Origin of the sequence: Microbacterium sp. gxy059, from assembly GCF_050958665.1 — a bacterium.
Taxonomy (GTDB): Bacteria; Actinomycetota; Actinomycetes; order Actinomycetales; family Microbacteriaceae; genus Microbacterium.
In genome coordinates this window covers 50,874-74,270 of sequence record NZ_JAMXWT010000009.1, presented here as the reverse complement: position 1 = coordinate 74,270, position 23,397 = coordinate 50,874, and the positions used below count along the sequence as shown (strand labels likewise).

The window sequence follows — 23,397 nt, the reverse complement described above, 5'->3', positions numbered from 1 at the left end:
CCGCCACATGCTTCGTGATTGTTTCATCCATCATGCTTGGATGAAACGATAGTGTCGGTTCGAGTGCACGCGTACGTCGAGCACGTCCCCGGCAGTCGCCGCTCGCCGGCAGAGAGAACGAGGCAGCATGAATCCACCGACACCGCGCCCCGGTTTCGCGTCCCTTGCTCTCGCGGGAGCCGTCACGGGGCTGATGTCCGGACTGTTCGGGATCGGCGGCGGAGTGCTGCTCGTCCCCGCCCTCGTCATGCTGCTGGGCTTTCCCCAGCGGCTGGCCGCCGGCACCTCCGTCGCCGCGATCCTGCCTGCCGGGATCGTGGGCGGCATCGCCTACGGCCTCCAGGGCAACGTCGACTGGATCTCCGCACTGGCCCTCGCCGTGGGCATGGTGGCCGGTGCGCAGCTGGGCAGCTGGCTGCTCTCCCGGGTGTCCACCCGCTTTCTCAAGGGGCTGTTCATGGTCTTCCTCGCCGCCGTGGTCGTGAGCCTCTGGTTCGCGGTGCCGCAGCGCGATGCGGAGATCGACCTCGACGTCCTCACCTTCGTCCTCCTCGTCGTCACGGGGCTGGCGACCGGCACGCTGTCCGGCCTGGTGGGCGTGGGCGGAGGTGTGATCGTGGTGCCGGTGCTCATGTTCTTCTACGGCGCCAGCGACCTCGTGGCCAAGGGGACGTCGCTCATCATGCTCATCCCCGGCTCCGTGTCCGGAACGCTGGGCAACTGGAAGCGGAAGAACGTGGACCTGCGCGCTGCGCTCATCATCGGCATCGCCGCCAGCGTCGTCTCTCCGCTCGGCACGCTCTGCGCGGGGCTCATCACGCCGCTGTGGTCCAACATCGCGTTCTCCGCGCTGCTGCTGATCATCCTCGTGCAGATGGTGGTGACGTCGATCCGACAGGGACGCCGGCGCGACTGAGGGCGTCGGCGGCGGCCTGCCCCCGAACGCGAAGAAGGGCCCCTTCCGGGACCGTTCTCGATCGGAGCGGGTGACGAGGCTCGAGTTCGCGACCCTCACCTTGGCAAGGTGCTGCGCTGTCGGCTGCGCCACATCCGCTCATCCGGAACAGCGGAAACGATAAGCGCCTGGCTCGTCAGAACCAGGCGCTTGTCAACGAGGAATGTCTCAACCATTCTCGAGTGGAGCCTAGGAGATTCGAACTCCTGACATCTTGCTTGCAAAGCAAGCGCTCTACCAACTGAGCTAAGGCCCCTCCGTCGCCTGCGGCGAGCGCAGGACAACCCCGTCATCATACCCGGGGCGGGGCGGCGGGGCCAAACCGCGCGGTCGGCACCGCCGGGGGGTCAGACGGCGCGGAGGATGATCGCGCTGCCCTGGCCGCCTCCGCCGCAGATGCCGACCGCGCCGAGGGATCCGCTGCCCCGCTCCGCGAGCTGGCGGGCGAGGGTGCCCACGATACGGGCGCCCGAGGCGCCGATCGGGTGGCCGAGGGCGATCGCGCCGCCGTGCGGGTTCACGATCTGCGGATCCAGGCCCAGCTCGCGCGTCGACGCGACGCCCACCGCGGCGAAGGCCTCGTTGATCTCGACGACCTCGAGGTCGCTCGCGGTGGCGTCGGTCTTCTCCAGCGCCGCGGCGATCGCGCGGGCCGGCTGCGCGTGCAGGTGGGTGTCGGGGCCCGCGACGAACGACGTCGCCTCGACCCGCGCGAGCGGCGAGAGCCCGAGCCGCTCGGCCGCCGCGTCGCTCACGAGCACGAGCGCCGCCGCGCCGTCGGTGATCTGCGAGGCGTTGCCCGCCGTGATCGTGCCGTCCTTCGCGAACGCCGGACGCAGCCCGCCAAGGGTCTCCGCCGTCGTGTCGGGGCGGATGCCGTCGTCGGCGTCGACGACCGTCTCGCCCCGCCGCGACGAGACGACGAAGGGCTCGATCTCGCCCACGAGGAATTCTGCCGACGCTGCCGCCCGCTGGTGCGAGGCCGCGGCGAACGCGTCCTGCTCGTCGCGCGTCAGGGCGAGCGGGGCGTTGCCCTGCTCGGTGAGGGCGCCCATCGCGACCTGGTCGAACGCGTCGGTCAGCCCGTCGTGGTCGGCCGTGTCGACCAGCTGCGCGGATCCGTACTTCGTGCCCGCGCGCAGCGGGATCACGTGCGGCGCGAGAGACATCGACTCCTGGCCGACAGCGACGACCACGTCGGCCTCGCCCGCCCGGATCAGCCGCACGGCCTGCGACACGGCCTCCGTGCCGGACAGGCACACGGCGTTGACCGTGATCGCCGGCGTCGACAGCGGGATCCCCGCGCCCGCCGCCGTCTGGCGGGCCGGGTTCTGCCCCGCGCCGGCCTGCAGCACCTGGCCGGCGACGACCTGATCCACCTGGTCGGGGGCGACGCCGGCCCGCGCGAGCGCCGCCTTCGCGGCGTGCGCGCCGAGCGCGGTCGCCGGCTGCGCGGCCAGCTGCCCCGTGAACCGGGTGAACGGCGTGCGGGCGTACCCCGCGATCAGAGCGCTCATGACGATATCCTCCCCTGAATCGGTCCATGCGGCGCACCCCGCGCCCCGTCACATTCGGGGCCGGATCCCGCCTGCGCGCTAGCGTCGGAGCATGGAACACGTCGTCGCCCGTCCCGAGACGCTGTATGTCGGCACCCCGGCCTATCTCATCGCGACCGAGAACCCCGACGGCACGGCGAACCTCTCTCCGGCATCGTCCTACTGGGCCCTCGGCCGCACGCTCGTGCTCGGCCTCGAGCTCGCCGGCCAGACCGCCCGCAACCTGCTCGAACGGCCGGACATCACGGTGAGCTTCCCCGACGGCGACCTCTGGCGCGCGGTGCTGCGCCTCGACGGCACGACGGGCAGGGATCCCGTGCCGACCGAGAAGCTGCCCCGGTACCGCCACGTCGCCGACAAGTTCGCGGAGGCGCATCTCACGCCGCAGGCCTCGGATCTCGTCTCCGTGCCCCGCGTCGAGGAGTGCCGGCTGCAGTTCGAGGCGCGGGTGCGCCGCACGACGACGGGTCTCGACGGCAGCTACCTCATGGTCGAGGCGGAGGTGCTGCGGGTGCACGCCGACCCCGACATCCTCAAACCCGGCACGGATCTTCCCGACCCCGCCCGCTGGAGCCCGCTCGTCTACCAGTTCCGACACTTCTTCTCGACGGGCGAGGAGCTCGGCTGGCTCCCGAAGAGCCCCACGGCCGACGGCCCGCCGCCCGCCTGAGGGGCACGCGGGAGCGCCCTCCCCAAGTCGGCGATTCGCACCGATGACGCCCCCGATTCGGTGCGATTCCCCGACTCGGAGCGGCAGCGCCTCCCCCGAAGCGCGGAATCGCACCTCCCGATAGCCTGGATCGGCGGATCCGAGGTCCGCGGGATGATCGACCGGAGGAGATCTATGACCCTGACGCGACGCGCTCTCCGGCTCCCCGCCCTCGCGCTGCTCGTCGCCGGATCCCTCGCGGCCACCGGGTGCGGAGCGGAAGACGACGCCCCTGTCCTGACGGTCGAGGTCGAGGCCGACGGGATGCGTTACGCTCCCGACCGCATCGAGGTGCCCACCGGCACGCGGCTCGTCGTCGAGTTCGAGAACGCCGACGACCAGGCCCACGACCTCGTGTTCGACGACGTGCGCAGCCAGCGCCTCGCGCCCGGCGACAGCGAGACGATCGACGTGGGCGTGATCGACGGCGACCTGGACGGCTGGTGCTCCATCAGCGACCACCGTCAGATGGGCATGACGCTCGAGGTGGTCGTCGTCGATCGCTGACCGGGGCGGCTCTGCCCCATGACGTTCACCCGCGCTGCGGACGATCGCGTTCGGCAGCCACGGCAACCCCGATCCTCTGTGTCTCGTCGATCACGGATTCGGGATCGCTGGCGTCGACGCTCAGCCGATCATCGAGCGTGCCCGGATCGGCCCTCAACGGCGACCGCACCGTCGGGCTCGCGTCCCACGGCGATCAGCGCCTATCCCGCGACGAGCTCGCGTCCGCGGAAGTAGCGCGAGTGAGTCTTCTTGACCGTCTCGATCGAGTCGCTCACCAGCGACACGACCTCCCACCCATCGCCGTCATGACGGGATTCCAGCGTGAAGCGATGTTCGAGCGCGGCGCGATGGCCATCAGGCCCCGCGAACTCATAGACACGACGGTCACCCGACCTGCGGTCGTACTCGATGACGAATCCCGACATGTCAGCCCTCCAGCTCCCTGATCTGATCAAGGGTATCTCCGATCTCGATGAGCGATGCTCGCGCCCGCTCCTTCGCTGACTCCACCGATCTGCGCGGGCTCGGCTCCAGATCGGCAGCTCCATCGACCGCTCCTTCGATGAACGCGATCGTGTCCACCGAGAGATCGATCAAGCCCTGCACGGCCTCCGCCCATACCGGGTCATCGGGAATCCGACCGTAGCGGATCTCCCTCCCGATGACGTCGGCCGCGGTCTCGTAGACGTTCGCCCAGGCGCCCTGAAGCGCCGTGCGCACCTGCACCTCGACGCGCCCGTCCGGCAATCGGAGCCAGAGATGAACACCGCGATACCCGCTTGTGGGGATCGCTGCGGAGATCCCGGACGACGCGCGGGTCGTCCGGGTCGTGATCGAAGAGAAGCGCGATCTCGCGGACTACAGCGTCCTGCGTCGTGAGCGTCATGTCCGCCTCGAAACGCACACCGGCGATGTCCTGCACGTTCTGCAGCGGCGTGTGCCGATCCCTCCGGAGCTTCTGCCGCAGCGTGTCGATCGTCTTCGATCGCGACACGACCTCGAAGGGGATATCGCCGACGATCGGAGTCCAGTCCACCTGGCGGATCTCCTCCAGCACCGTCGCCGCGAGCGCATCGAACCAGATCATCACGTGCCGGTAAGGCGGACACGATTCGGGAGGCTCGCGGTTGTCCCGCAGCGCCTCACCCAGCCTGCGAAGCTGGTTCGTTCCCCAGGGAATCGTCATGTCAGCGACCGTAGAGGCACCCTCTGACACGAAGAAGGCCGAGCGGATATCCGCTCGGCCTTCTTCGTATTCTGTGGGGCTACCAGGACTTGAACCTGGGACCTCTTCATTATCAGTGAAGCGCTCTAACCGCCTGAGCTATAGCCCCGTGATGCCGGTCGGCAGAACCTGCCAACCTGCACGAGTTTAGCGGAGCCCGGCCGCGCCGTTCAAATCGGGGCGGCCGGGCGCGCCTGTCAGTTCGATGTGAAGCCGACGAGCAGGCCGCCGGTGATCTTCACGCACATGTTGTAGATGCCGGCGGCGACGGCGCCGAGCACCGTCACGACGACGAGGTTCACGATCGCCACGGCGGAGCCGAAGGCGAACACCTGCGGCAGTCCGACGGCGGCCTCGATCGAGAAGCGCCCGTCGCTGAAGCTGCCGATGAACTCATCGAGCTGGGCGATGAGGCCCGTCGACTGGATCACGAGGTACATCAGCAGCAGGGAGACGAGCGTCACGATGGCGATCGCGATCGCGACGAGGAACGACAGCTTCACTGCCGACCAGAAGTCGATGTACACCAGGCGCAGACGCACCTGCTTCGACTTCGTCTTCTGCGCCGACTTCTTGGCCAGCTTGTCGGCTACCGTGCTCATTCGTCACCCTTTGCGGTCTCGGGAGCGGTATTCTCCGCCGAGTCTGACGCATCGGCGTCCTCGTCGTCATCCCCCAGGCCCCGTTCGCTGTTCTTGGCGATGGTGAGGATCTGGTCGCCCTTGTCGGGGCGGGCGAAGACGACGCCCATGGTATCGCGGCCCTTGGCGGGCACCTCGGCAACGGCCGAGCGTACCACCTTGCCCTTGGCGAGGACGACGAGCACCTCGTCATGCTCCTCCACGATGATCCCGCCGGCGAGCTCGCCGCGGTCGTCGCTGAGCTTGGCCACCTTGATCCCGAGGCCGCCTCGACCCTGCTGGCGGTACTCCGAGATGGCGGTGCGCTTCGCCCAGCCGCCGTCGGTGACCGTGAACACGAACGTGTCGGGGCGCGCCACCGACGCGCTCAGCAGCTCGTCGCCCTCGCGGAACGACATGCCCTTCACACCCGAGGTGGATCGGCCGAGCGGACGCAGCGTCTCGTCGGACGCCGGGAACTGCAGCGACATGCCCTTGCGGCTGATGAGCATCAGGTGGTCATCGCCGTTCACGAGCATCGCGTCGACGAGCTCATCGCCCTCGCGCAGGTTGATGGCGATGATGCCGCCCTGGCGGTTCGAGTCGTACTCGGTGAGGCGGGTCTTCTTCACGAGGCCGTTGCGGGTCGCGAGCACGAGGTACTCAGCGTCCTCGTAGCCCCGCAGCTCGATGACCTCCGCGATCTGCTCGTCGGGCTGCAGCGCGAGCAGGTTCGCGACGTGCAGGCCCTTCGCGTCGCGCCCGGCCTCGGGCAGCTCGTAGGCCTTCACCCGGTACACGCGGCCGGTGTTCGTGAAGAACAGCAGCCAGTGGTGCGTGGTCGTCACGAAGAAGTGCTCGACGACGTCGTCTGCGCGCAGCTGCGCACCCCGCACGCCCTTGCCGCCGCGGTGCTGGCTGCGGTAGCTGTCGATCTTCGTGCGCTTGACGTACCCCTCGCGGGTGACGGTGACGACGACCTCCTCCTCCGCGATGAGGTCCTCCATCGACACGTCGCCGTCGAAGCCGTGCAGGATCTCCGTGCGGCGGTCGTCGCCGAACTTGTCGACGATGGCCGTCAGCTCGGTCTTCACGATCGCGCGCTGACGCTCGTCGCTCGCGATGATCTCCTTGAAGTCGGCGATCTTCGCCTCGAGCTCGTCGGCCTCGTCGATGATCTTCTGCCGCTCGAGCGCCGCGAGGCGGCGCAGCTGCATCGCGAGGATCGCGTCGGCCTGCAGGTCGTCGATGTCGAGCAGCGACTTCAGTCCCTCTCGGGCGTCGTCGACCGTCGGCGAGCGGCGGATGAGCGCGATGACCTCGTCGAGCGCGTCGAGCGCCTTGAGGTATCCGCGCAGGATGTGCATGCGCTCCTCCGCCTTGCGCAGGCGGAACTGCGTGCGGCGCACGATGACCTCGAGCTGGTGGGCGATCCACAGCGTGAGGAAGCGGTCGAGCGGCAGCGTGCGGGGCACGCCGTCGACGATCGCGAGCATGTTCGCGCCGAAGTTCTCCTGCAGCGAGGTGTGCTTGTACAGGTTGTTGAGCACGACCTTCGCGACGGCGTCGCGCTTCAGGACGATCACGAGGCGCTGGCCCGTGCGGCCCGACGTCTCGTCGCGGATGTCCGCGATGCCCGTCACGCGTCCCTCGCGGGCCAGCTCGCCGATCTTCACCGCGAGGTTGTCGGGGTTGACCTGGTACGGCAGCTCCGTCACGACGAGGCAGGTGCGGCCCTGGATCTCCTCGACGTTCACGACGGCGCGCATCGTGATGGATCCGCGACCCGTGCGATACGCCTCCTGGATGCCCTTGGATCCGAGGATCTGCGCGCCCGTCGGGAAGTCAGGGCCGGGGATCCGCTGCATGAGACCTGCGAGCAGCTCCTCGCGCGGCATCTCCGGGTTCTCGAGCGTCCAGAGCGCGCCGTTCGCGACCTCGCGCAGGTTGTGCGGCGGGATGTTCGTCGCCATGCCGACGGCGATGCCGACGGATCCGTTGACGAGGAGGTTGGGGAAGCGCGCGGGGAGGACCGTGGGCTCGCGGGTGCGGCCGTCGTAGTTGTCCTCGAAGTCGACCGTGTCTTCCTCGATGTCGCGCACCATCTCGAGCGCGAGCGAGGCCATCTTCGTCTCGGTGTACCGGGGGGCGGCCGCGCCCTGGTTGCCCGGGGTGCCGAAGTTGCCCTGCCCCTGCGCGAGGGGGTAGCGCATCGACCACGGCTGCACGAGGCGCACGAGGGTGTCGTAGATCGCGCTGTCGCCGTGCGGGTGGTACTGACCCATCACCTCGCCGACGACGCGGGTGCACTTCGAGAACGACTTGTCCGGACGGTATCCGCCGTCGTACATCGCGTAGATCACGCGACGGTGCACGGGCTTGAGCCCGTCCCGCACGTCGGGCAGCGCGCGCCCGATGATCACGCTCATCGCGTAGTCGAGGTAGCTGCGCTGCATCTCCGACTGCAGGTCGACCTGGTCGATGCGACCGTGGTTGTGGTCGGCGTTGGGGTCGGGGCGCTGCTCTTCGTTCTCTGCCATTGGTCTCTTCGATTCCGTCCTGAGGTCCGCTGTCGTCCGGGGATCGTGTGCCGCCGGCGACGAGGCCGGCGGCGCGCGATCAGATGTCGAGGAAGCGGACGTCCTTCGCGTTGCGCTGGATGAAGCCGCGGCGCGACTCGACGTCGTCGCCCATCAGCACCGAGAAGATCTCGTCGGCCGCGGCGGCGTCCTCGATCGTCACCTGGCGCAGCGTGCGCGTCTCGGGATCCATGGTCGTCTCCCACAGCTCCTCGGCGTTCATCTCGCCGAGGCCCTTGTAGCGCTGCACGCCGCCCTCGTTGCTCTTCGGCAGGCGCTTGCCCGCCTCGAGGCCCATCTCGAGCAGCGCGTCGCGCTCGCGGTCGCTGTACACGTACTCGTGCTCCGCGTTCGTCCACTTGAGGCGGTACAGCGGCGGCATCGACAGGTACACGAAGCCGGCCTCGATGAGCCCCCGCATGTAGCGGAACAGGAGCGTCAGCAGGAGCGTCGTGATGTGCTGGCCGTCGACGTCGGCGTCGGTCATCAGCACGATCTTGTGATAGCGCGCCTTCTCGATGTCGAACTCCGGCCCGATGCCCGTGCCGAAGGCCTGGATCATCGCCTGGACCTCCTTGTTGGCCAGGGCCTTGTCGAGGCGCGCGCGCTCGACGTTGAGGATCTTGCCGCGGAGCGCGAGGATCGCCTGCGTCGTGGGGTTGCGGCCGTTCACGGCGGATCCGCCGGCCGAGTCGCCCTCGACGAGGAAGACCTCGCTGATCGAGGGGTCCTTGCTCGTGCAGTCCTTGAGCTTGTCCGGCATCGCGGCCGACTCGAACACGCTCTTGCGCCTCGCCGTCTCGCGGGCCTTGCGCGCCGCGAGGCGCGCGGTCGCGGCGTCGATCGCCTTCCGGATGATGTTCTTCGCCTGCTGCGGGTTGCGCTCGAACCAGTCGCCCAGCTCGTCGGCGACGATGCGCTGCACGTAGCTCTTGGCCTCCGTGTTGCCGAGCTTCGTCTTCGTCTGGCCCTCGAACTGCGGCTCGGAGAGCTTCACGGAGATGACGGCGGTGAGGCCCTCGCGCACGTCGTCGCCCGTGAGGTTGTCGTCCTTGTCCTTGAGGAGGCCGTTGGCGCGCGCGTAGCGGTTGACGAGGGTCGTCAGCGCGGCGCGGAAGCCCTCCTCGTGGGTGCCGCCCTCGTGCGTGTTGATCGTGTTGGCGTAGGTGAACACGTTCTCGCTGTACGAGGTGGTCCACTGCATCGCGACCTCGAGGGCGATCTTGCGATCGCCGTCCTCCGATTCGAAGCTGATGATCTCCTCGTGCACGCGCTCCGCCTTGCGGGCGCCGTTGAGGTAGTCGACGTAGTCCATGAGGCCGCGCTCATAGTGGAACACGTCGTGGCGCTGCTGCGTCTCGGGCGCGCCCTCGGCGGTCTCGACCTCCTCGGTCGAGGTGGGGCGCTCGTCCGCGAGCTCGATGCGCAGGCCCTTGTTGAGGAACGCCATCTGCTGGAAGCGGGTGCGGAGCACCTCGTAGTCGAACTCGACCGTCTCGGTGAAGATCTCGGGGTCGGGCCAGAAGGTGATGGCGGTGCCCGTCTCGTCGGTCGCTTCGCCCTTCTCGAGCTGCTGCTGCGGGTGGCCGCCGTCGGCGAAGCCGTGTCGCCAGACGTGCCCCTTCTGCTTGATCTCGACCTCGAAGCGCGTCGAGAGCGCGTTCACGACCGAGGAGCCGACGCCGTGCAGGCCGCCCGAGACCGCGTAGGCGCCGCCGCCGAACTTGCCGCCGGCGTGCAGCACGGTGAGCACGACCTCGACGGTCGACTTCGTCGGGTCGGACGAGTGCGGGTCGACGGGGATGCCGCGGCCGTTGTCGACGACGCGGATGCCGCCGTCGGCGAGGATCGTCACGCGGATCGTGTCGCAGTAGCCCGCGAGGGCCTCGTCGACCGAGTTGTCGACGATCTCGTACACGAGGTGGTGGAGACCGCGCGGACCGGTCGATCCGATGTACATGCCGGGGCGCTTGCGCACGGCCTCGAGGCCCTCGAGGACCTGGATCTGGTCGGCGCCGTAGTCGTTCTCGACCTTCCCGGGGCCCGTCGGCGTGTGCTCGCCCCCCGCGTCGGCCGGATTCGACTCGTCGTTCTCGGGGGTGTCGCTCGTCATGGGGAAGGTCGCTCCTTGTGTCATCGGACAGCGCTTCCATCTTAGCGCCTCGCGGGGGTCGCGAAGCCTCTGACGGGCCCTCAGGCGCGAGAAAAACCCCGGGGATGGGAAGCGACCCGTCCTAGCCGTAGGTATCGCGCGGACCGCGCCCCTGAACGCGCCTGGAGCCGTGTTTCCAGCTGGGGACGTCCGGTCCGAAGAAGCGGATCTCCTTCACGCCCGCCTCCGGGTACAGGTGGACGATGCGCGTGAGGAACGCCGCGCGCATCATCCGCATCTGCGTTCCGCGCGCCGTGGAGTCGCAGCGCACGACCACCGTCCCCTCCGCGAACGTCTCGATGTGGGAGTGCGCGGCGTTGTCCGCGCCGGCGATCTCCTCCCAGTTCAGGGTGAGCTCCTCCCGCTCGAGCTGCGGCTTCCATCCGCTCGCCGCCGTGAGCGCGTCCAGCGCATCGCCCAGCAAATGCGGATCCCGCCCCTTCGCGAACGGCTTGCTGCCCTCCTGCTCCCCGCGGCGCCGACGACGACGCTTCGCCGCGCGGCTGAGTGGCAGCCCGCGCAGGCGCAGGTAGGTCGCGAGGGTCTCCGGGATCTCGTCGACGGGCTCGTCAGGCATCGCCGTGCTCCCCGTCGGCCTCCAGCGGGTGCTCGGCGAGCGGGCCGAGGATCGCGCCGTCCTCGATGCGCACCGCGTCGGCGCGCAGGGGCTCGGGGATGTCGCCTGCCACCGCGGCCGTGACGATCACCTGCTCGTAGTCGGCGACGACGCCGGCGAGTCGCCCGCGGCGCGAGGCGTCGAGCTCGGCGAACACGTCGTCGAGGATGAGGATCGGATCTCCTCCCGGCGACTCGGCGCGCAGCAGCTCCGCGGACGCGAGCCGCAGCGACAGCGCCACCGACCAGCTCTCGCCGTGCGAGGCGTACCCCTTCACCGGCAGGCCCCTGAGGCGCAGCACGAGGTCGTCGCGGTGCGGGCCCACGAGAGTGAGCCCGCGCTCGAGCTCCTGCGCCCGCCGATCCTGCAGCGCCGCGCGGAACCGCTCCGCCGTCGCGCCGCCCTCGTCGAGCACGGTGGCGCCCGATCCGTCGTCCTCCTCCGGATCCGCGCCCCCGATCGACAGCGCCCACGCGAGCTCGGGCGCGTGATCGGCGCCCGCGATGGCCTCGTACGCCGCGGCGACAGGCGCCTGCATGTCGGCCGCGAGCCGCGCCCGCGCGTCGATGATCTGCGAGCCGAGCGCGACGAGCTTGTCGTCCCACACGTCGAGGGTCGTCAGCTGCTCGATGCGCATGCCGCGGGCCCTGGCCGATTTGAGCAGCGTCGTGCGCTGGCGGAGCGTGCGGTCGTAGTCGGCGAGCACCGAGCCCATCCGGGGCGCGCGCTGCACGAGCAGCTGATCGGCGAACCGGCGCCGCGACGACGGATCCCCCCGCACGATCCCGAGATCCTCCGGAGCGAACAGCACGACCTGGGCGTAGCGGGGCAGCTCCGACGGGCGCACCGGATTGCCGGAGATGCGGGCCTTGTTCGATCCCTGCCTGTTCACCTGCAGCTCGAGCGTGACGTGGCGGGATCCGTGCACGAGGCGGGCGCGCACGAACGCCGCCTCCTTCCCCTCGCGCACGAGGGGCGCGTCGGCCGACACCCGGTGCGAGCCGAGCGTCGCGAGGTACGCGACCGCCTCGGCCAGGTTCGTCTTGCCCTGGCCGTTGCGGCCCACGAGCAGGTTGGTGCCCGCGCGCAGGTCGAGCTCCGCGGACGCGTAGTTGCGGAAATCGACGAGGCTGAGGTGCTCGACGATCACGGAATCAGCGCAGGAGCAGGTTGGGCTGCAGCAGGTACTTGTAGTTGTCGCTCGCGGCGTCGTCGACCGAGGTCTGCGCCGTCACGAGGATCGGGCTGAGCTTGTTCGCGTTGTCGCTCGACGTGAACGTGATGCGCGTGAACTCGCTGCGCACCGCGCCGAGCGCCTCGAGGAGGTACTGCGGGTTCAGGCCGATCGTGACCTCGTCGCCGCCCGTGAGGGTCGCGTCGACCGACTCCGAGGCGCGGGCCTGGTCGCCGCCCGCGGCGTCCATCGTGACGCTCGACTCGCCGAACGTGAAGCGCAGCGGCGCCGAGCGGTCGAGCACGAGCGCGACGCGGCGCACGGCCTCCTGCAGGTCGGAGGTGCTGACGACCGAGTAGTGGCCGGTCTGCTCAGGGAACAGGCGGCGCACGGGCGGGAAGTTGCCCTTGATGAGCAGCGAGGTGACGGTCTTGTTGCCGGCCGTGAAGGCGATGATCTCGCGGTCGCCGGACCCCGAGAAGGCGACGGAGATGTTGCCGCCGTGCGAGAAGGTCTTGCCGACCTCGCTCAGGGTGCGCGCCGGCACGAGCGCGGCGGGCTTCTCGTCTCCGGCTGCGCCGTCCCAGGGGATGTCGCGGAGCGCGACGCGGTAGCGGTCGGTCGCGACGAGGCTGAGCTGGTTGTCGCCGACCTCGAGCTGAACGCCCGTGAGCACCGGCGTGACGTCGTCGCGCGAGGCCGCGAATGCGACCTGCGCGATCGCCGTCGCGAAGTCCTCGCCGGGCACGAGGCCCGATTCGCCCGTCACCTCGGGGATCGCCGGGTACTCCTCGACCGGCATCGACGCGAGCGCGAAGCGGGCGGGGCCGCAGACGACCGCGACGTTGCCGTCGTCCTCCGTCGAGATCTCGATCGGCGCGTTCGGCAGACGGCTCGCGATGTCGTTGAGCAGCCGGCCGTGGACGAGGATCGTGCCCGGCTCGTCGACGGTGGCCTCGATCGTCGTGCGCGCGGAGGCCTCGTAGTCGAAGGCCGACAGCGCGAGGGATCCGTCTTCGCCGGCCTCGATCAGCACGCCCGCGAGGATCGGCTGCGGGTTGCGCTGCGGCAGCAGCTTGACGACGAACGAGACCGCCTCGCTGAAGACGTCGCGGTTCACGTGGAACTTCACGTAACTCTCCCTCATGTGGCGAAAGAAGCACTCGCGACGGGGTGTGGATGACCTCGGGACGAGGCCGGATGTCGCGGAGAACCCATGCTAGTGGGTCGGCCCTGCGCCGGACATCGTCGTTCGCCCTGCGGTCATCGGAGCCCCTTGGATAAGAGAGATCTCTTAACAGCGTTAACAGCTGTGGATACTGTGGATAACTCTGTGGATCCCAGTGCCCCGTAGGAAACCACACCGGTGTGATCTGTGGACGGGCTGCGGAGAGCGCGTGGAGTCGCCATCGGGCGAGATCCGCGGTTTCACAGCGTTCTTCACACCCGAGGCGCGTGTCATGCACAGCGCGGAGGGCGTGTCTCCACAGTTATCCACAACTTATCCACAGTGGGGAGAACCCTTAAGGGCGAGAGGCGGCGCTGTCAACCCGTCCCTGGGGATGAAGACACCTTCTGTTCACCTGGGGATCGTGGACAACTCGTCCCCGAGAAGCGGAAAGCTCCCGGTCTCGCGACCGGGAGCCCTGTGGACAACCTGTGGAGAAGTCGCCCTCTTAACGTCGCCCGAGCTGCGCCGTGATCTCCTGCACCTGGTTGTACAGCTGGCGGCGCTCCTTCATGAGCTCGGTGATCTTCTTGGTCGCGTACATGACCGTGGTGTGGTCGCGGCCTCCGAACAGCTGGCCGATCTTCGGCAGCGACAGGTTCGTGCGCTCGCGGCACAGGTACATCGCGATCTGCCGGGCCTGTGCGATCGCCTGCGCGCGGCCGGGACCGTGCAGGTCCTCGACCGACAGCGAGAAGTAGGCCGCCGTCGCCTGGATGATCTCGGCGGGCGAGACCGCCGTGTCCTCCGGCTTGTCGACGATGTCGCGCAGCACCTCGGACGCGAGCTCGACCGACACCTCCGCGCGGTTGAGGCTCGCGAACGCCGAGACGCGGATCAGCGCGCCCTCCAGCTCGCGGATGTTCGTCGACACCGCCGACGCGATGTACTCGATGACCTCCTCCGGGATGAAGATGCGCTCGGAGGCGGCCTTCTTGCGGAGGATCGCGATGCGGGTCTCGAGGTCGGGCGCCTGCACGTCCGTGATGAGACCCCACTCGAAGCGCGAGCGCATCCGGTCCTCGAACCCCTTCAGCAGGCGGGGAGCCACGTCGCTCGTGATCACGACCTGCTTGTCGTGGTCGTGCAGCGTGTTGAACGTGTGGAAGAACGTCTCCTGCGTCTCGGCCTTGCCCTGCAGGAACTGGATGTCGTCGATCAGCAGGATGTCGAGATCCCGGTAGCGGGCGTTGAACTCGGCGCCGCGGTTGTTCGCGATCGAGTTGATGAAGTCGTTCGTGAACTCCTCGCTCGAGACGTACCGCACCCGCACCCCGGGGAAGAGGTTCTGCGCGTAGTCGCCGATCGCGTGGAGGAGGTGGGTCTTGCCGAGCCCCGAGTCGCCGTAGATGAAGAGCGGGTTGTAGGCCTTCGCCGGCGCCTCGGCGACCGCGACCGCCGCGGCGTGCGCGAACCGGTTGGACTGCCCGATGACGAAGTTGTCGAAGGTGTACTTCGGATTGAGGCGCGTCTCGCTGCGCGACAGCGTGTGCGGCGTGGGGTTGTCGCCGATGGGGCGGGGGTTCGTGCGCTCGTAGTGCTCGCGCTCCGCCGCCTCCTCCGCGATGGGGTTCGGCTCCGGCACGTAGGGCTGGTCGTTGAGCTCCGGGTTGACGACGACGCGGAACGAGGTCACCTCGCCCCCGATGCGTCCGAGCGCATCCACGATGGCGTCGCGCATCCGCTTGTTGAACTGCGCGGCCGTGAGGTCGTTCGGCACGTCGACGTAGAGCGCGCCGCCCATCACCCCCTGCGGGACCGCGAGGTTCAGGAAGCCCTCGAGCTGCGGCGTGATCCGCTCGTCCTGCTCGAGCTCCGCGATGACGAGGCGCCAGAGCGGCACATCCGGGACGTCTGCCATCCGTCGCTCCCCCTTGTTGTTCACAGCCTGTGGATAACTTCGAATACGCTAGTCAGACACGGCCGAACCCGCAAACGTGGTTTCGGATGTCGACCGCGTGTCGACGCCGGTCGCGCCCCCGCGCTGTGGGGATACTGACAGGTTGGCGACGCAGTTGCGTCCGTGCGACGTCGCGGCGTACGCTATTTCGGTTGACTTGTGCCCGAACTGGGCACCCCTGTAAGACGTCTCCGGTCGAGCGAGTTCCGGTGACATTTCCTCCCGGAGTGAGAAGCCATGAGCAAGCGCACTTACCAGCCCAACAACCGCCGCCGCGCCAAGAAGCACGGCTTCCGCGCCCGCATGCGCACCCGCGCCGGTCGCGCCATCATCAACGCTCGTCGCGGCAAGGGCCGCACCGAGCTCTCCGCGTAAGACCGCGAAGCGGCGACGGGGGTGCTCGCCCGCCAGCAGCGCATCACCCGCGGGATCGACTATCGACACGTCGTCCGGCGGGGATCCCGCTGCGCGAGCCCTTCCGCCGTCACGCACGTCGTGCACACGCACGAGCAGCGCCCCGCCCGCTTCGGCTTCATCGTGAGCAAGGCGGTGGGGAACGCGGTCACCCGCAACACGGTCCGACGCCGTCTCAAGGCCATCTGCCATGAGGCGGCGTCGAACGTGCGTCCGGGCGCCGACGTCGTCATCCGCGCGCTGCCCTCCTCCGCCTCTGCCGACTTCGCGCAGCTGCGGTCCGAGGTGCGGCGCTGCCTCGAGCGCCGGGCCGCCCCATGAGCGCGCTGCCCGCGTCGGCCGTCGGGTCGGCGCGGTTCCGCGCCTCCGACGCGCTGCGGGCGATCCCCGTGATCCCCCGCGACATCGGGATCCTCCTGCTCTCGATCTACCGCGGCACGATCTCGAAGCTGTACGGCGACGTGTGCATGTACTACCCCTCGTGCTCGGCCTACGCCGTGACCGCCGTCCAGCAGCACGGTCTCGTGAGAGGATCGGGCATGGCGGCCGCGCGCATCGCGCGCTGTCATCCCTGGGCATCCGGCGGCGAAGACGACGTGCGACCCCACCCGAACTTCCGATACGACCTGACTCCCCGCGGCTTCGTCGTGCCGCGTCGAAAGGACTGACGCTCCGTGGAATGGATCGGCCTCATCCTCGTCCCCATCCGCTTCGTCATCGAGGCGATCCTCGTCGGATGGCACTGGCTCTTCACGAGCCTGGGCATGGCGGCCGACAGCGGCCTCGCCTGGGGTCTCGCGATCCTCGGCGTCGTCATCATCGTCCGCATCGCGATCTTCCCGCTCTTCCGCAAGCAGATCCTCAACCAGCGGAAGATGATGGAGCTCGGCCCTGAGATCAAGAAGATCCAGGAGCGCTATCGCGGCAAGCGAGACCAGCTGTCCCGCGAGGCCATGAGCCGCGAGACCATGGCGCTGTATAAGAAGCACGGCACGACGCCGGTCTCCGGCTGCCTGCCGATGCTCGTGCAGATGCCGATCTTCTTCTCGCTGTACTGGACCCTCGCTGACATCCGCACCTGGGCCGCGGCCGACATCGGCGGCTGGACGGCGCGAGCGAGCTGGTTCCCCGAGCTGCTCTCGGCCGACCTGGTGCACGAGTTCAACGATTCCCAGCTGTTCGGCATCGCTCCGTTCAGCATGGCGCTGACCGACCACTTCAACAACCCGATCTCCACGTCGAGCGCGGCGATCGTGATGCTCGTGATCCTCGTCGCGCTGATGATCACGACGCAGTTCATCACGCAGCTGCAGATCGTGTCGAAGAACCTCTCGCCCGAGGCGAAGACCGGTCAGGCGTACCAGATGCAGCGGATCATGCTGTGGATCATCCCCTTCGCGATGATCTTCTCGGGCGTCTTCTTCCCGCTCGGCGTCGTGACCTACTGGTTCTTCAACAACCTGTGGACGATGGGCCAGCAGTTCTACGTGATCCGCGAGATGCCGACCCCCGGTTCGGAGGCCGCGAAGGCCCGCGAGGAGCGTCTGGCGAAGAAGGGCAAGGCCCTCAACTCGCAGGGCAAGGTCGTCTCGATGGCCGAGTACGAGCGCGAGCAGGAGGAGCTGCTGCGCCAGGCGGAGCTCGAGCGCCAGCAGAAGGCGAAGCGCGTGCAGCCCAAGAGCGCCAAGCGCGCCAAGAAGGACCAGCAGAGGAAGCAGGGCGGACCCGGTCAGGGAGGATCCCCGTCATGAGCGACCAGACCGAGCCGACCGCCGAGCACCTCGAGCGCGAGGGCGACATCGCCGCCGACTACCTCGAGGGTCTTCTCGACATCGCCGACATCGACGGCGATCTGGAGCTCGACGTGCGCCAGGGGCGCGCGTACGTCTCGGTCGAGTCGGACGACGCGTCGCTGAGGGCGCTCTCCGATCCCGACACGGTGCAGGCGCTGCAGGAGCTCACCCGCATCGCCGTGCAGCGCGAGACGGGCGAGTTCTCGCGGATGATCCTCGACATCGGCGGATCCCGCGAGACGCGCCGGCGCGAGCTCGAGACGCTCGTCGAGGCCGCTGCGGAGAAGCTCGACGCTGGCGCGACGCAGGCGTCGCTCCCCCCGATGAGCTCGTACGAGCGCAAGCTCGTGCACGACATCGCCGCGGAGCGCGACCTCCTCTCCGAGTCGTACGGCGAGGGCCCCTCGCGCCACACGGTGCTGCGCCGGGCCTGATCTCGTCCCGGGGCGCCCCGGCCGCATTCCTGCACGTCAGGACGCGGCCGGGGGCGTTCTGCGTGCGTCCGTCTCCTGCGGACCCGGTCGCGGGGCTGTCGTGCCGGCGGCGGGTGCGCTGAGCGTCTCGGAATCCGGTGGGCGTCTGGGTGATGGCGCGTTCGGGTGAGCTGGCCGGGTGATTTCGAGATGCTCGGGCGGGGCCTCTCTGGCCGCATCGTGTGGATGTCTTGGATCGGGTCTCGGCCGTGGCCAGGGATCCCCGCGGTGCTTCCGAGGGGGGGCGGGATCCGGGCCGCAGAATCTGTGGTCTTGCGGGTGCCGTGTGCTGAGCGTCTCGGAATCTCGCGGGTGTCTGCGTGATCACGTGTTCGGGTGAGACGGCCGGCCGATTTCGAGATGCTCGCGCGGCTGTGCGGATCCGACTTCGGCGTGGTCAGGGATCCGCGCCGTGGGTCCGAGCGTCTGGGAAACGCGTGACGCGCCTGAGGATCCACGGCACCGGCGAGTTGGTCGGGTGATCTTGATTCGCTCGCGTCTCGCTTCGCCTCCTCTCCCCGACGATCGCCGGGGTCGGCAGGTTCCGTGGTCGTGCTGAGCGTCTCGGAATCTCCCGGGCATTTGCGCGATGTGGCGTTGGGATGAGATGTTCGGGTGATTTCGAGACGCTCGCGCGGTCGCTGTGCGCCTTCCGGGGCTTGCGGGGCTGCGCCCGCAGGGTCGGTGGTCGTGCGGGTTCTGTTGTGCTGAGCGTCTCGGAATCTTCCGGGAGTCCGTGTGATTGTGCGTTCGGGTGAGACGCCCGGCGAATTTCGAGATGCTCGGGACGTCCGGGCGACTCCCGTCGGGTGGTGGGCGGCGCCGCGCCTCCTCGCGAGGCATCCGGTCCGCCTCGGACGAACGGAGCGGATGGCGGTTCCCAGCCGGGAGGCGCTTGAATGGATCCATGAGCTCTCCTCTCGACGACCTGGAAGCCGAGCCCGCGGAGGCCGCGGAGCTGTTCGGCGACCGCATCGATCTGGCGCGGCGGTTCACGCGTGCGCTGGCCGAGCACGGTGAGGAGCGGGGGCTCATCGGCCCCCTCGAGGTGCCGCGGCTGTGGAACCGGCACATCCTCAACTCGGCCGTCGCGGCGCCGCTCTTCCCCGCGGGTGGACGCGTGGGCGACGTGGGGTCGGGGGCGGGACTGCCGGGCATCGTGCTCGCGATCGCGCGGCCCGACGTCGAGTGGGTGCTGATCGAGCCGATGGAGCGCCGGGTGACCTGGCTTGCGGAGCAGACGGAGCAGCTCGGCCTCGAGAACGTCGTGATCGAGCGGGCGCGCGCCGAGGAGGCCGGCCGCTACGAGGGCATGCTCGACGCGGTCACCGCGCGCGCCGTCTCCGCGCTGCGGACGCTCATCCCGTGGACCGCTCCCCTCGTGCGAGACGGCGGCGAGCTGATCCTGCTCAAGGGCCAGGGGGCGCCGAAGGAGATCGAGGCGGCGCAGAAGGTCATCCGGAGGCACAAGCTGAGCGACGTGCGCGTCGAGGTCGTCGGCGAGGGAACGATCGCCGAGCCCACGCGGGTGGTCCGCGCCACGGTGCGCGAGGGCTGATCCCGGCGGATCCATCAGGCCGGGATCGCGGGCGTCGGCTGCGGATACTGCTGTCGCGGCGGGACCGCCGGCGCGCAGCGCGCGTTCCGTCGGCCGGGCTTTGGCGGGGTGATGGCGGTCCGTGGAGGGGCTCGGGCCGCGTCGCATCGGCGAAGGGGATCCCAGTGCGGCGACCGCGCGTGTCTCGATTGTCGGATCCGTTCACGTGAGTTGCTTACCTCATCGAGCTGCGCGCACGAGATCGTGATATTCGGAGTGGCCTCGACGGGAGGTGCGCAGGGATTTCCGGCACCGCGTTCGAGGTCCGCAGAGGCTGTGAAGGGCTCGGCCGCGGAAGCGATATTCTGGCAAGCCGCGGCGGCGACCGTGAGAGCCGCAGATCGGTCGCCCGGCTTCTCGGCCCGCGCATTCGTGCGTTGTGAACGGGCCTGTTGAGAACCTCGGTGATGTTTCACGTGAAACGTCCCGTTTCCGCATGTTCCTGCGGAATCTGCCTGTGGATAACTCTGTGGAGAAATTCCCATCGGGCGTGCGTTCACGGCGCGCGGTTCAGCGTTGCGCATGGCGCGGGTGATTGATCTCTGTGAGACTTCGACCATGTATGAGACGGCGGCGGAGATCGAGGCGCTCGACGAACTGATCATGAGATCGCGGTCGGGAGGGTCTGCGCACCTGCAGACGATTATCTCGGGTGATCACGCGCTCGGCGCGGCCGAGCTCCTCCCCCACCTCGAGGGGATGAAGGTGGTGAGCCTCGCGACGGTGACGAAGCGCGGTGAGCCGCGCATCAGCGCGGTCGACGGGCACTTCATCCACGGCGCGTGGACCTTCGGCACCGACGGCACCTCGATCAAGGCGCGTCACCTGCACGCTCGTCCGAGTGTGAGCCTCTCCTTCGTGGACGGGGAGAAGCTCGGAGTGTTCGTCCACGGTACTGCGCAGCGACTGCTCGACGAGGATCCTCGTACCGAGGAGATCATCGCTCACTGGGCGGCCCACTACGGCAGCGATCCCCGCACGTGGGGTGACGACATCCGGATGTTCCGGCTCGAGCCGAGCTGGATGGTGGCGTACCGCGGCGCGGAGTGATTCGATCTGCGTGTGCGGATCGGCTTCACCGTCCCTCTCCCCCGACGGAGTCGCAGGGCGCCGGATCGGCTTCTCTTCGTCGCCGGTGTCGACAACTGCCTCCCTCGCAGCGATTCGATGGCACTTCGGGTTTGGCGGCGACTATGGCGGTCCGGATTGCGGAGCGGATGTGATGCGTCGATGTTTCACGTGAAACGAGAGGAGCACAAGCTGTGGCGGGACTGCACCATGTCGAGATCTGGGTGAGCGACGAGTCGAGGGCGGACGATGCCTGGGACTGGTTCTTGGAAGCCGTCGGTCTCCGCTGTGCGTCTCGGTGGCCGGGCGGCTCGTCCTGGGAGGCGGGCGGGGCCTACGTGACACTGACACGTTCGCCGAACACCGTGGACGCCCCGCACGATCGTCGGCGTCCGGGGATGAACCACATCGCGTTCTCGTTGGCCGGGACGGGCGAGGTCGACAGGATCATGCGCGATGCGATCGCACACGGATGGACCCCGCTCTACGACGGCCGATACCCGCACGCGGGTGGACCGGATCATTACGCGGGCTGGCTGGAGAACGAGGACGGGTTCAAGGTCGAGCTCGTCGCGGTGGGCTGATCGCGGTCGGGAACACACCTCGTGTCGTCGTTCTCGGAGAGATGCCGCGCTTCCTGGGTACCCGACCCTTCGCGTCGCGAACGGTCGCACTCTGTCACGAGGGCATCGGACGCGCCGGCAGGCCGAGAGGGGGCTGGGCGGTGAGAAGGATCCGTTCGCTCCTCTCCCTCGCGCGCGAGGGTGGCTGTGCCGTAGCGGGGGTCACCGCACGGCTGGCACCACTCCAGGCCGTGAGGCGGATCCGTTCGCCCCTCCCCTCGGCCGTGAGGGTCGTTGCGCCGCCGGCGAGGGCGCCGTACCGCCGGTACCTCCCGAGAAGGCACGCTGGTCGAACGGGGATGGTGAGTGAACCAGCGGGTGATCCCCCGGGTGCTGAGCGTGTGCCCGAGAACCACCCACCGAGGAGAGCTTTACGAGCGTGACCGGGGGCTCCCAAGCGCGACCTCGCTTCGAAGAGGACCTTGTACCGATCATCGGTCTTCGCGACCCGCGATCGCCCCCGCGCGGGGCGTTGAGTGAGGTGTCTCGAAGGATCGCATCGCCCAGGACGCTCTGGTTGCGAAGAGTGAGGCAACGAGCGTCGCTGTCCCCGAACACGGCCTCGAGAGGCTCGGTGAGCCGGCACCGATGCAGAAGCGTGGTTGGCCTCATCGCTTACGCACTCCCCTCGAGAGCGGCATCCCCTTAACGAGAATCGCGAACGCACAGGTGAGTGCGTCGGCATCGTACGCGGCGAGCACGTCCGCGAGCACAGTGCGGAGCTGCATCGTGTGCGCGCGCCCAACCCGGAAACGCCGCTGACCTCGTCGGGTACGGGATCCGTTCTGATGGTGCGGCGAGGCGTCGTCACCGTGCGGCGTTCGTGGCGCCATCCCGGCGGCGTTGAGGTCGGATCCGCGGCGGGGTCAGGCGTCGGATCCGCGGTACTCCTCGGCGAGGAGGGCATAGCGCACGCCGTCGATCCAGCCACGGGTCTTGTGCAGCGAGTCCTTGAGCGAGAAGGACTCGCGGCGCATCCCGATCTTCTCCATGATGCGGATCGATGGCGCATTGTCTGCGAAGGCGTTCGCGATGACGCGCCGAACGGCGAGCCCGGTGAAGGCGAGGTCGACAAGAGCCTGGGCGACCTCGGAGGCGTACCCCCTCCCGGCGTAGGCCGGATCGACCGTCCAACCGATCTCCGCTTCCTGATGCGCCACGAGAGCAGAATCCGTTCCGCCCTGCCCCCAGCCGTCGTGGACATGGATCAGGAAGTCGCCGATGACGGTGCCGTTCCCGGTCTCCGCGATGATCCGCCACTCCTCCAGCGAGGTAAGCCAGGAGCCGGTCCAGGTGGTGACGTCCTCTCGGCCTCGGTAGAGCCAGGTCTGCTCGATGTCGTCGACGACGAAGGGGCGAAGGACAAGACGGGCGGTGCGGATCGGCCAGTCGACGGACGCGAGGGTGCGGGCATGAGATCGATCCTGCCACGGTGCGCATGGGTCGCTGGGGGCGTGCTGCGTAGGGAAGGGCGAGGGTCTGCACGGTTCCCTGCAGTGGGCCCCGGACGCGGCGACTCGAGGGTGCGGGGCAACGGTCACGTCGGCAAGCGCATGGGCGGGGTCGGAGGCGCGTTTCACGTGAAACATCGATGCTCGCGAGAGGTGTGCCGGGCTGTGAGAAGAGGCTCCGCGATCGTACGGGTGAGGAGAACGCCTGCTGTGGCGACAGGGGGGCAGGGCCAGGACGCGGGAGAGAGGCAGCAGGGGCGTCGAGTGGTGGGCGAGGGAGGCCGGGCCCGTCGTCGATCCTGCACCGTGCTCGACCCGCTGGCGGGGCGGTGGCCTGTCGTTGCTTCACGCTCTCTCGCAGCGTCACGGCCGCAGCCCTCAGGTGAGTGATGGGTCGCGCGCGGTACGCGGTGCTGCCACGTTTCACGGGAAACCTCTTTCGCACGGTGTTGGGGGAAGATGGCGCGCCGCTCTTGTGCAGGGGAGGACGCCCTCCCACGCGGTGCCGTCGGCCGGTCTCGGGGCATTGGGGGCCGCGGGCGGACCGGAGGATGGCGCGCTCACGAGTGGGGTGTCTCTCCGGCAGCGTAGGTCGAGTTCCGGGCGCGCACCTCGGCGGGCGGACAGGGTGGCCGAACACCGCGTGTGCTCAAGTCCTACCGTTGGACGCGCCTCGCTCCGAACTGCCTCTGAACGGGCTGGTCCCGCGTTCGTTCGGATCGGCGCGGCGCACTCCCCCATCGCCGCCCGGCCCACG

23 protein-coding genes and 3 tRNA genes are annotated in these 23,397 nt (G+C 68.8%); 11 read left to right on the top strand and 15 right to left on the bottom strand.

Features of this window, described 5'->3' with window-relative positions:
• The first annotated feature begins 127 nt into the window (after window positions 1-127).
• A complete protein-coding gene (locus NHL53_RS07415; protein WP_433776219.1) occupies window positions 128-916 on the top strand; it encodes a sulfite exporter TauE/SafE family protein in 789 nt (262 codons plus the stop codon).
• Between the two features lie 65 nt (window positions 917-981).
• Here the strand turns inward: NHL53_RS07415 and NHL53_RS07410 are convergent.
• The 3 genes from NHL53_RS07410 to NHL53_RS07400 form a co-directional block, all read right to left on the bottom strand.
• A tRNA-Gly gene (locus NHL53_RS07410) sits at window positions 982-1,054 on the bottom strand.
• A gap of 84 nt (window positions 1,055-1,138) precedes the next feature.
• Window positions 1,139-1,211 (bottom strand) — tRNA-Ala (locus tag NHL53_RS07405).
• A gap of 91 nt (window positions 1,212-1,302) precedes the next feature.
• Window positions 1,303-2,472: an acetyl-CoA C-acyltransferase gene (locus NHL53_RS07400; protein WP_433776218.1), complete on the bottom strand. Its 1,170-nt coding sequence runs from the start codon at window positions 2,470-2,472 to the stop codon at window positions 1,303-1,305.
• A gap of 91 nt (window positions 2,473-2,563) precedes the next feature.
• Between NHL53_RS07400 and NHL53_RS07395 the strand changes: the two genes are divergently transcribed.
• Both NHL53_RS07395 and NHL53_RS07390 read left to right on the top strand, forming a co-directional pair.
• Window positions 2,564-3,181 (top strand): flavin reductase family protein, encoded by a 618-nt coding sequence (locus NHL53_RS07395; protein ID WP_433776217.1) that lies wholly within the window; start codon window positions 2,564-2,566, stop codon window positions 3,179-3,181.
• Between the two features lie 174 nt (window positions 3,182-3,355).
• Complete coding sequence (locus NHL53_RS07390; protein ID WP_433776216.1) at window positions 3,356-3,727, top strand: cupredoxin domain-containing protein; 372 nt, start codon at window positions 3,356-3,358, stop codon at window positions 3,725-3,727.
• Window positions 3,728-3,927: 200 nt separating this feature from the next.
• Here NHL53_RS07390 and NHL53_RS07385 read toward each other — a convergent pair whose 3' ends face one another.
• The 11 genes from NHL53_RS07385 to dnaA all read right to left on the bottom strand — a co-directional run bounded on the left by NHL53_RS07385 (window position 3,928) and on the right by dnaA (window position 15,182).
• Window positions 3,928-4,152: a hypothetical protein gene (locus NHL53_RS07385; RefSeq protein ID WP_433776215.1), complete on the bottom strand. Its 225-nt coding sequence runs from the start codon at window positions 4,150-4,152 to the stop codon at window positions 3,928-3,930.
• Between the two features lies 1 nt (window position 4,153).
• The gene (locus tag NHL53_RS07380; protein WP_433776214.1) at window positions 4,154-4,333 is read right to left on the bottom strand and encodes a hypothetical protein; all 180 of its coding nucleotides are present in this window, start codon (window positions 4,331-4,333) and stop codon (window positions 4,154-4,156) included.
• A 19-nt stretch (window positions 4,334-4,352) separates the two neighbouring features.
• The gene (locus NHL53_RS07375; protein ID WP_433776213.1) at window positions 4,353-4,913 is read right to left on the bottom strand and encodes a hypothetical protein; all 561 of its coding nucleotides are present in this window, start codon (window positions 4,911-4,913) and stop codon (window positions 4,353-4,355) included.
• A 74-nt stretch (window positions 4,914-4,987) separates the two neighbouring features.
• Window positions 4,988-5,061: transfer RNA gene (locus tag NHL53_RS07370), tRNA-Ile, on the bottom strand.
• An 88-nt stretch (window positions 5,062-5,149) separates the two neighbouring features.
• The gene (locus NHL53_RS07365) at window positions 5,150-5,554 is read right to left on the bottom strand and encodes a DUF3566 domain-containing protein (RefSeq protein WP_433776212.1); all 405 of its coding nucleotides are present in this window, start codon (window positions 5,552-5,554) and stop codon (window positions 5,150-5,152) included.
• Window positions 5,551-8,112: a DNA gyrase subunit A gene (gene gyrA, locus NHL53_RS07360; protein WP_433776211.1), complete on the bottom strand. Its 2,562-nt coding sequence runs from the start codon at window positions 8,110-8,112 to the stop codon at window positions 5,551-5,553. Before gyrA ends, NHL53_RS07365 begins: the two co-directional genes overlap by 4 nt.
• Window positions 8,113-8,191: 79 nt before the next feature.
• The gene (gyrB, locus tag NHL53_RS07355) at window positions 8,192-10,264 is read right to left on the bottom strand and encodes a DNA topoisomerase (ATP-hydrolyzing) subunit B (protein ID WP_433776210.1); all 2,073 of its coding nucleotides are present in this window, start codon (window positions 10,262-10,264) and stop codon (window positions 8,192-8,194) included.
• A 121-nt stretch (window positions 10,265-10,385) separates the two neighbouring features.
• Window positions 10,386-10,880: a DUF721 domain-containing protein gene (locus NHL53_RS07350; RefSeq protein ID WP_433776209.1), complete on the bottom strand. Its 495-nt coding sequence runs from the start codon at window positions 10,878-10,880 to the stop codon at window positions 10,386-10,388.
• A complete protein-coding gene (gene recF, locus NHL53_RS07345; protein ID WP_433776208.1) occupies window positions 10,873-12,069 on the bottom strand; it encodes a DNA replication/repair protein RecF in 1,197 nt (398 codons plus the stop codon). Before recF ends, NHL53_RS07350 begins: the two co-directional genes overlap by 8 nt.
• Window positions 12,070-12,073: 4 nt before the next feature.
• Window positions 12,074-13,225, bottom strand: a complete 1,152-nt coding sequence (gene dnaN / locus NHL53_RS07340) for a DNA polymerase III subunit beta (RefSeq protein WP_433776237.1) — start codon at window positions 13,223-13,225, stop codon at window positions 12,074-12,076.
• A 544-nt stretch (window positions 13,226-13,769) separates the two neighbouring features.
• Window positions 13,770-15,182, bottom strand: coding sequence for a chromosomal replication initiator protein DnaA (gene dnaA / locus NHL53_RS07335; RefSeq protein WP_433776207.1), 1,413 nt, complete (start codon window positions 15,180-15,182; stop codon window positions 13,770-13,772).
• 276 nt (window positions 15,183-15,458) lie between these two features.
• Here dnaA and rpmH point away from each other — a divergent pair, with 276 nt between their 5' ends.
• The 8 genes from rpmH to NHL53_RS07295 all read left to right on the top strand — a co-directional run bounded on the left by rpmH (window position 15,459) and on the right by NHL53_RS07295 (window position 21,150).
• On the top strand, window positions 15,459-15,596 hold the full coding sequence (gene rpmH / locus NHL53_RS07330; RefSeq protein WP_433776206.1) for a 50S ribosomal protein L34: 138 nt from the start codon (window positions 15,459-15,461) through the stop codon (window positions 15,594-15,596).
• Between the two features lie 21 nt (window positions 15,597-15,617).
• A complete protein-coding gene (gene rnpA, locus NHL53_RS07325) occupies window positions 15,618-15,956 on the top strand; it encodes a ribonuclease P protein component (protein WP_433776205.1) in 339 nt (112 codons plus the stop codon).
• A complete protein-coding gene (gene yidD, locus NHL53_RS07320; protein ID WP_433776204.1) occupies window positions 15,953-16,303 on the top strand; it encodes a membrane protein insertion efficiency factor YidD in 351 nt (116 codons plus the stop codon). The genes rnpA and yidD overlap by 4 nt, the downstream gene beginning before the upstream one ends.
• Window positions 16,304-16,309: 6 nt before the next feature.
• Window positions 16,310-17,386 carry a membrane protein insertase YidC gene (gene yidC / locus NHL53_RS07315; RefSeq protein WP_433776203.1) on the top strand — a complete coding sequence of 359 codons (1,077 nt, stop codon included), beginning with the start codon at window positions 16,310-16,312 and terminating at the stop codon, window positions 17,384-17,386.
• The gene (locus NHL53_RS07310) at window positions 17,383-17,862 is read left to right on the top strand and encodes a protein jag (protein WP_433776202.1); all 480 of its coding nucleotides are present in this window, start codon (window positions 17,383-17,385) and stop codon (window positions 17,860-17,862) included. Before yidC ends, NHL53_RS07310 begins: the two co-directional genes overlap by 4 nt.
• Before the next feature lie 946 nt (window positions 17,863-18,808).
• Window positions 18,809-19,459 (top strand): 16S rRNA (guanine(527)-N(7))-methyltransferase RsmG, encoded by a 651-nt coding sequence (rsmG, locus tag NHL53_RS07305; protein WP_433776201.1) that lies wholly within the window; start codon window positions 18,809-18,811, stop codon window positions 19,457-19,459.
• A 597-nt stretch (window positions 19,460-20,056) separates the two neighbouring features.
• The gene (locus tag NHL53_RS07300) at window positions 20,057-20,548 is read left to right on the top strand and encodes a pyridoxamine 5'-phosphate oxidase family protein (protein ID WP_433776200.1); all 492 of its coding nucleotides are present in this window, start codon (window positions 20,057-20,059) and stop codon (window positions 20,546-20,548) included.
• 212 nt (window positions 20,549-20,760) lie between these two features.
• Window positions 20,761-21,150, top strand: a complete 390-nt coding sequence (locus NHL53_RS07295; RefSeq protein ID WP_433776199.1) for a VOC family protein — start codon at window positions 20,761-20,763, stop codon at window positions 21,148-21,150.
• Window positions 21,151-22,055: 905 nt separating this feature from the next.
• On the opposite strand, the gene NHL53_RS07290 is transcribed toward NHL53_RS07295, so the two are convergent.
• Window positions 22,056-22,778 (bottom strand): GNAT family N-acetyltransferase, encoded by a 723-nt coding sequence (locus NHL53_RS07290; RefSeq protein ID WP_433776198.1) that lies wholly within the window; start codon window positions 22,776-22,778, stop codon window positions 22,056-22,058.
• Window positions 22,779-23,397 lie beyond the last annotated feature (619 nt).

What these genes read in the sequence shown, in the direction of transcription:
- NHL53_RS07395 (WP_433776217.1), top strand. Translation starts at nt 2,564, where the DNA reads ATGGAACACGTCGTCGCCCGTCCCGAGACGCTGTATGTCGGCACCCCG.
- NHL53_RS07365 (WP_433776212.1), bottom strand. Translation starts at nt 5,554, where the DNA reads ATGAGCACGGTAGCCGACAAGCTGGCCAAGAAGTCGGCGCAGAAGACG.
- NHL53_RS07350 (WP_433776209.1), bottom strand. Translation starts at nt 10,880, where the DNA reads ATGCCTGACGAGCCCGTCGACGAGATCCCGGAGACCCTCGCGACCTAC.
- dnaA (WP_433776207.1), bottom strand. Translation starts at nt 15,182, where the DNA reads ATGGCAGACGTCCCGGATGTGCCGCTCTGGCGCCTCGTCATCGCGGAG.
- NHL53_RS07300 (WP_433776200.1), top strand. Translation starts at nt 20,057, where the DNA reads ATGTATGAGACGGCGGCGGAGATCGAGGCGCTCGACGAACTGATCATG.
- NHL53_RS07375 (WP_433776213.1), bottom strand. Translation starts at nt 4,913, where the DNA reads ATGACGATTCCCTGGGGAACGAACCAGCTTCGCAGGCTGGGTGAGGCG.
- gyrB (WP_433776210.1), bottom strand. Translation starts at nt 10,264, where the DNA reads ATGACGAGCGACACCCCCGAGAACGACGAGTCGAATCCGGCCGACGCG.
- yidD (WP_433776204.1), top strand. Translation starts at nt 15,953, where the DNA reads ATGAGCGCGCTGCCCGCGTCGGCCGTCGGGTCGGCGCGGTTCCGCGCC.
- NHL53_RS07415 (WP_433776219.1), top strand. Translation starts at nt 128, where the DNA reads ATGAATCCACCGACACCGCGCCCCGGTTTCGCGTCCCTTGCTCTCGCG.
- gyrA (WP_433776211.1), bottom strand. Translation starts at nt 8,112, where the DNA reads ATGGCAGAGAACGAAGAGCAGCGCCCCGACCCCAACGCCGACCACAAC.
- NHL53_RS07290 (WP_433776198.1), bottom strand. Translation starts at nt 22,778, where the DNA reads ATGTTTCACGTGAAACGCGCCTCCGACCCCGCCCATGCGCTTGCCGAC.
- rpmH (WP_433776206.1), top strand. Translation starts at nt 15,459, where the DNA reads ATGAGCAAGCGCACTTACCAGCCCAACAACCGCCGCCGCGCCAAGAAG.
- NHL53_RS07310 (WP_433776202.1), top strand. Translation starts at nt 17,383, where the DNA reads ATGAGCGACCAGACCGAGCCGACCGCCGAGCACCTCGAGCGCGAGGGC.
- NHL53_RS07400 (WP_433776218.1), bottom strand. Translation starts at nt 2,472, where the DNA reads ATGAGCGCTCTGATCGCGGGGTACGCCCGCACGCCGTTCACCCGGTTC.
- NHL53_RS07390 (WP_433776216.1), top strand. Translation starts at nt 3,356, where the DNA reads ATGACCCTGACGCGACGCGCTCTCCGGCTCCCCGCCCTCGCGCTGCTC.
- rsmG (WP_433776201.1), top strand. Translation starts at nt 18,809, where the DNA reads ATGAGCTCTCCTCTCGACGACCTGGAAGCCGAGCCCGCGGAGGCCGCG.
- NHL53_RS07385 (WP_433776215.1), bottom strand. Translation starts at nt 4,152, where the DNA reads ATGTCGGGATTCGTCATCGAGTACGACCGCAGGTCGGGTGACCGTCGT.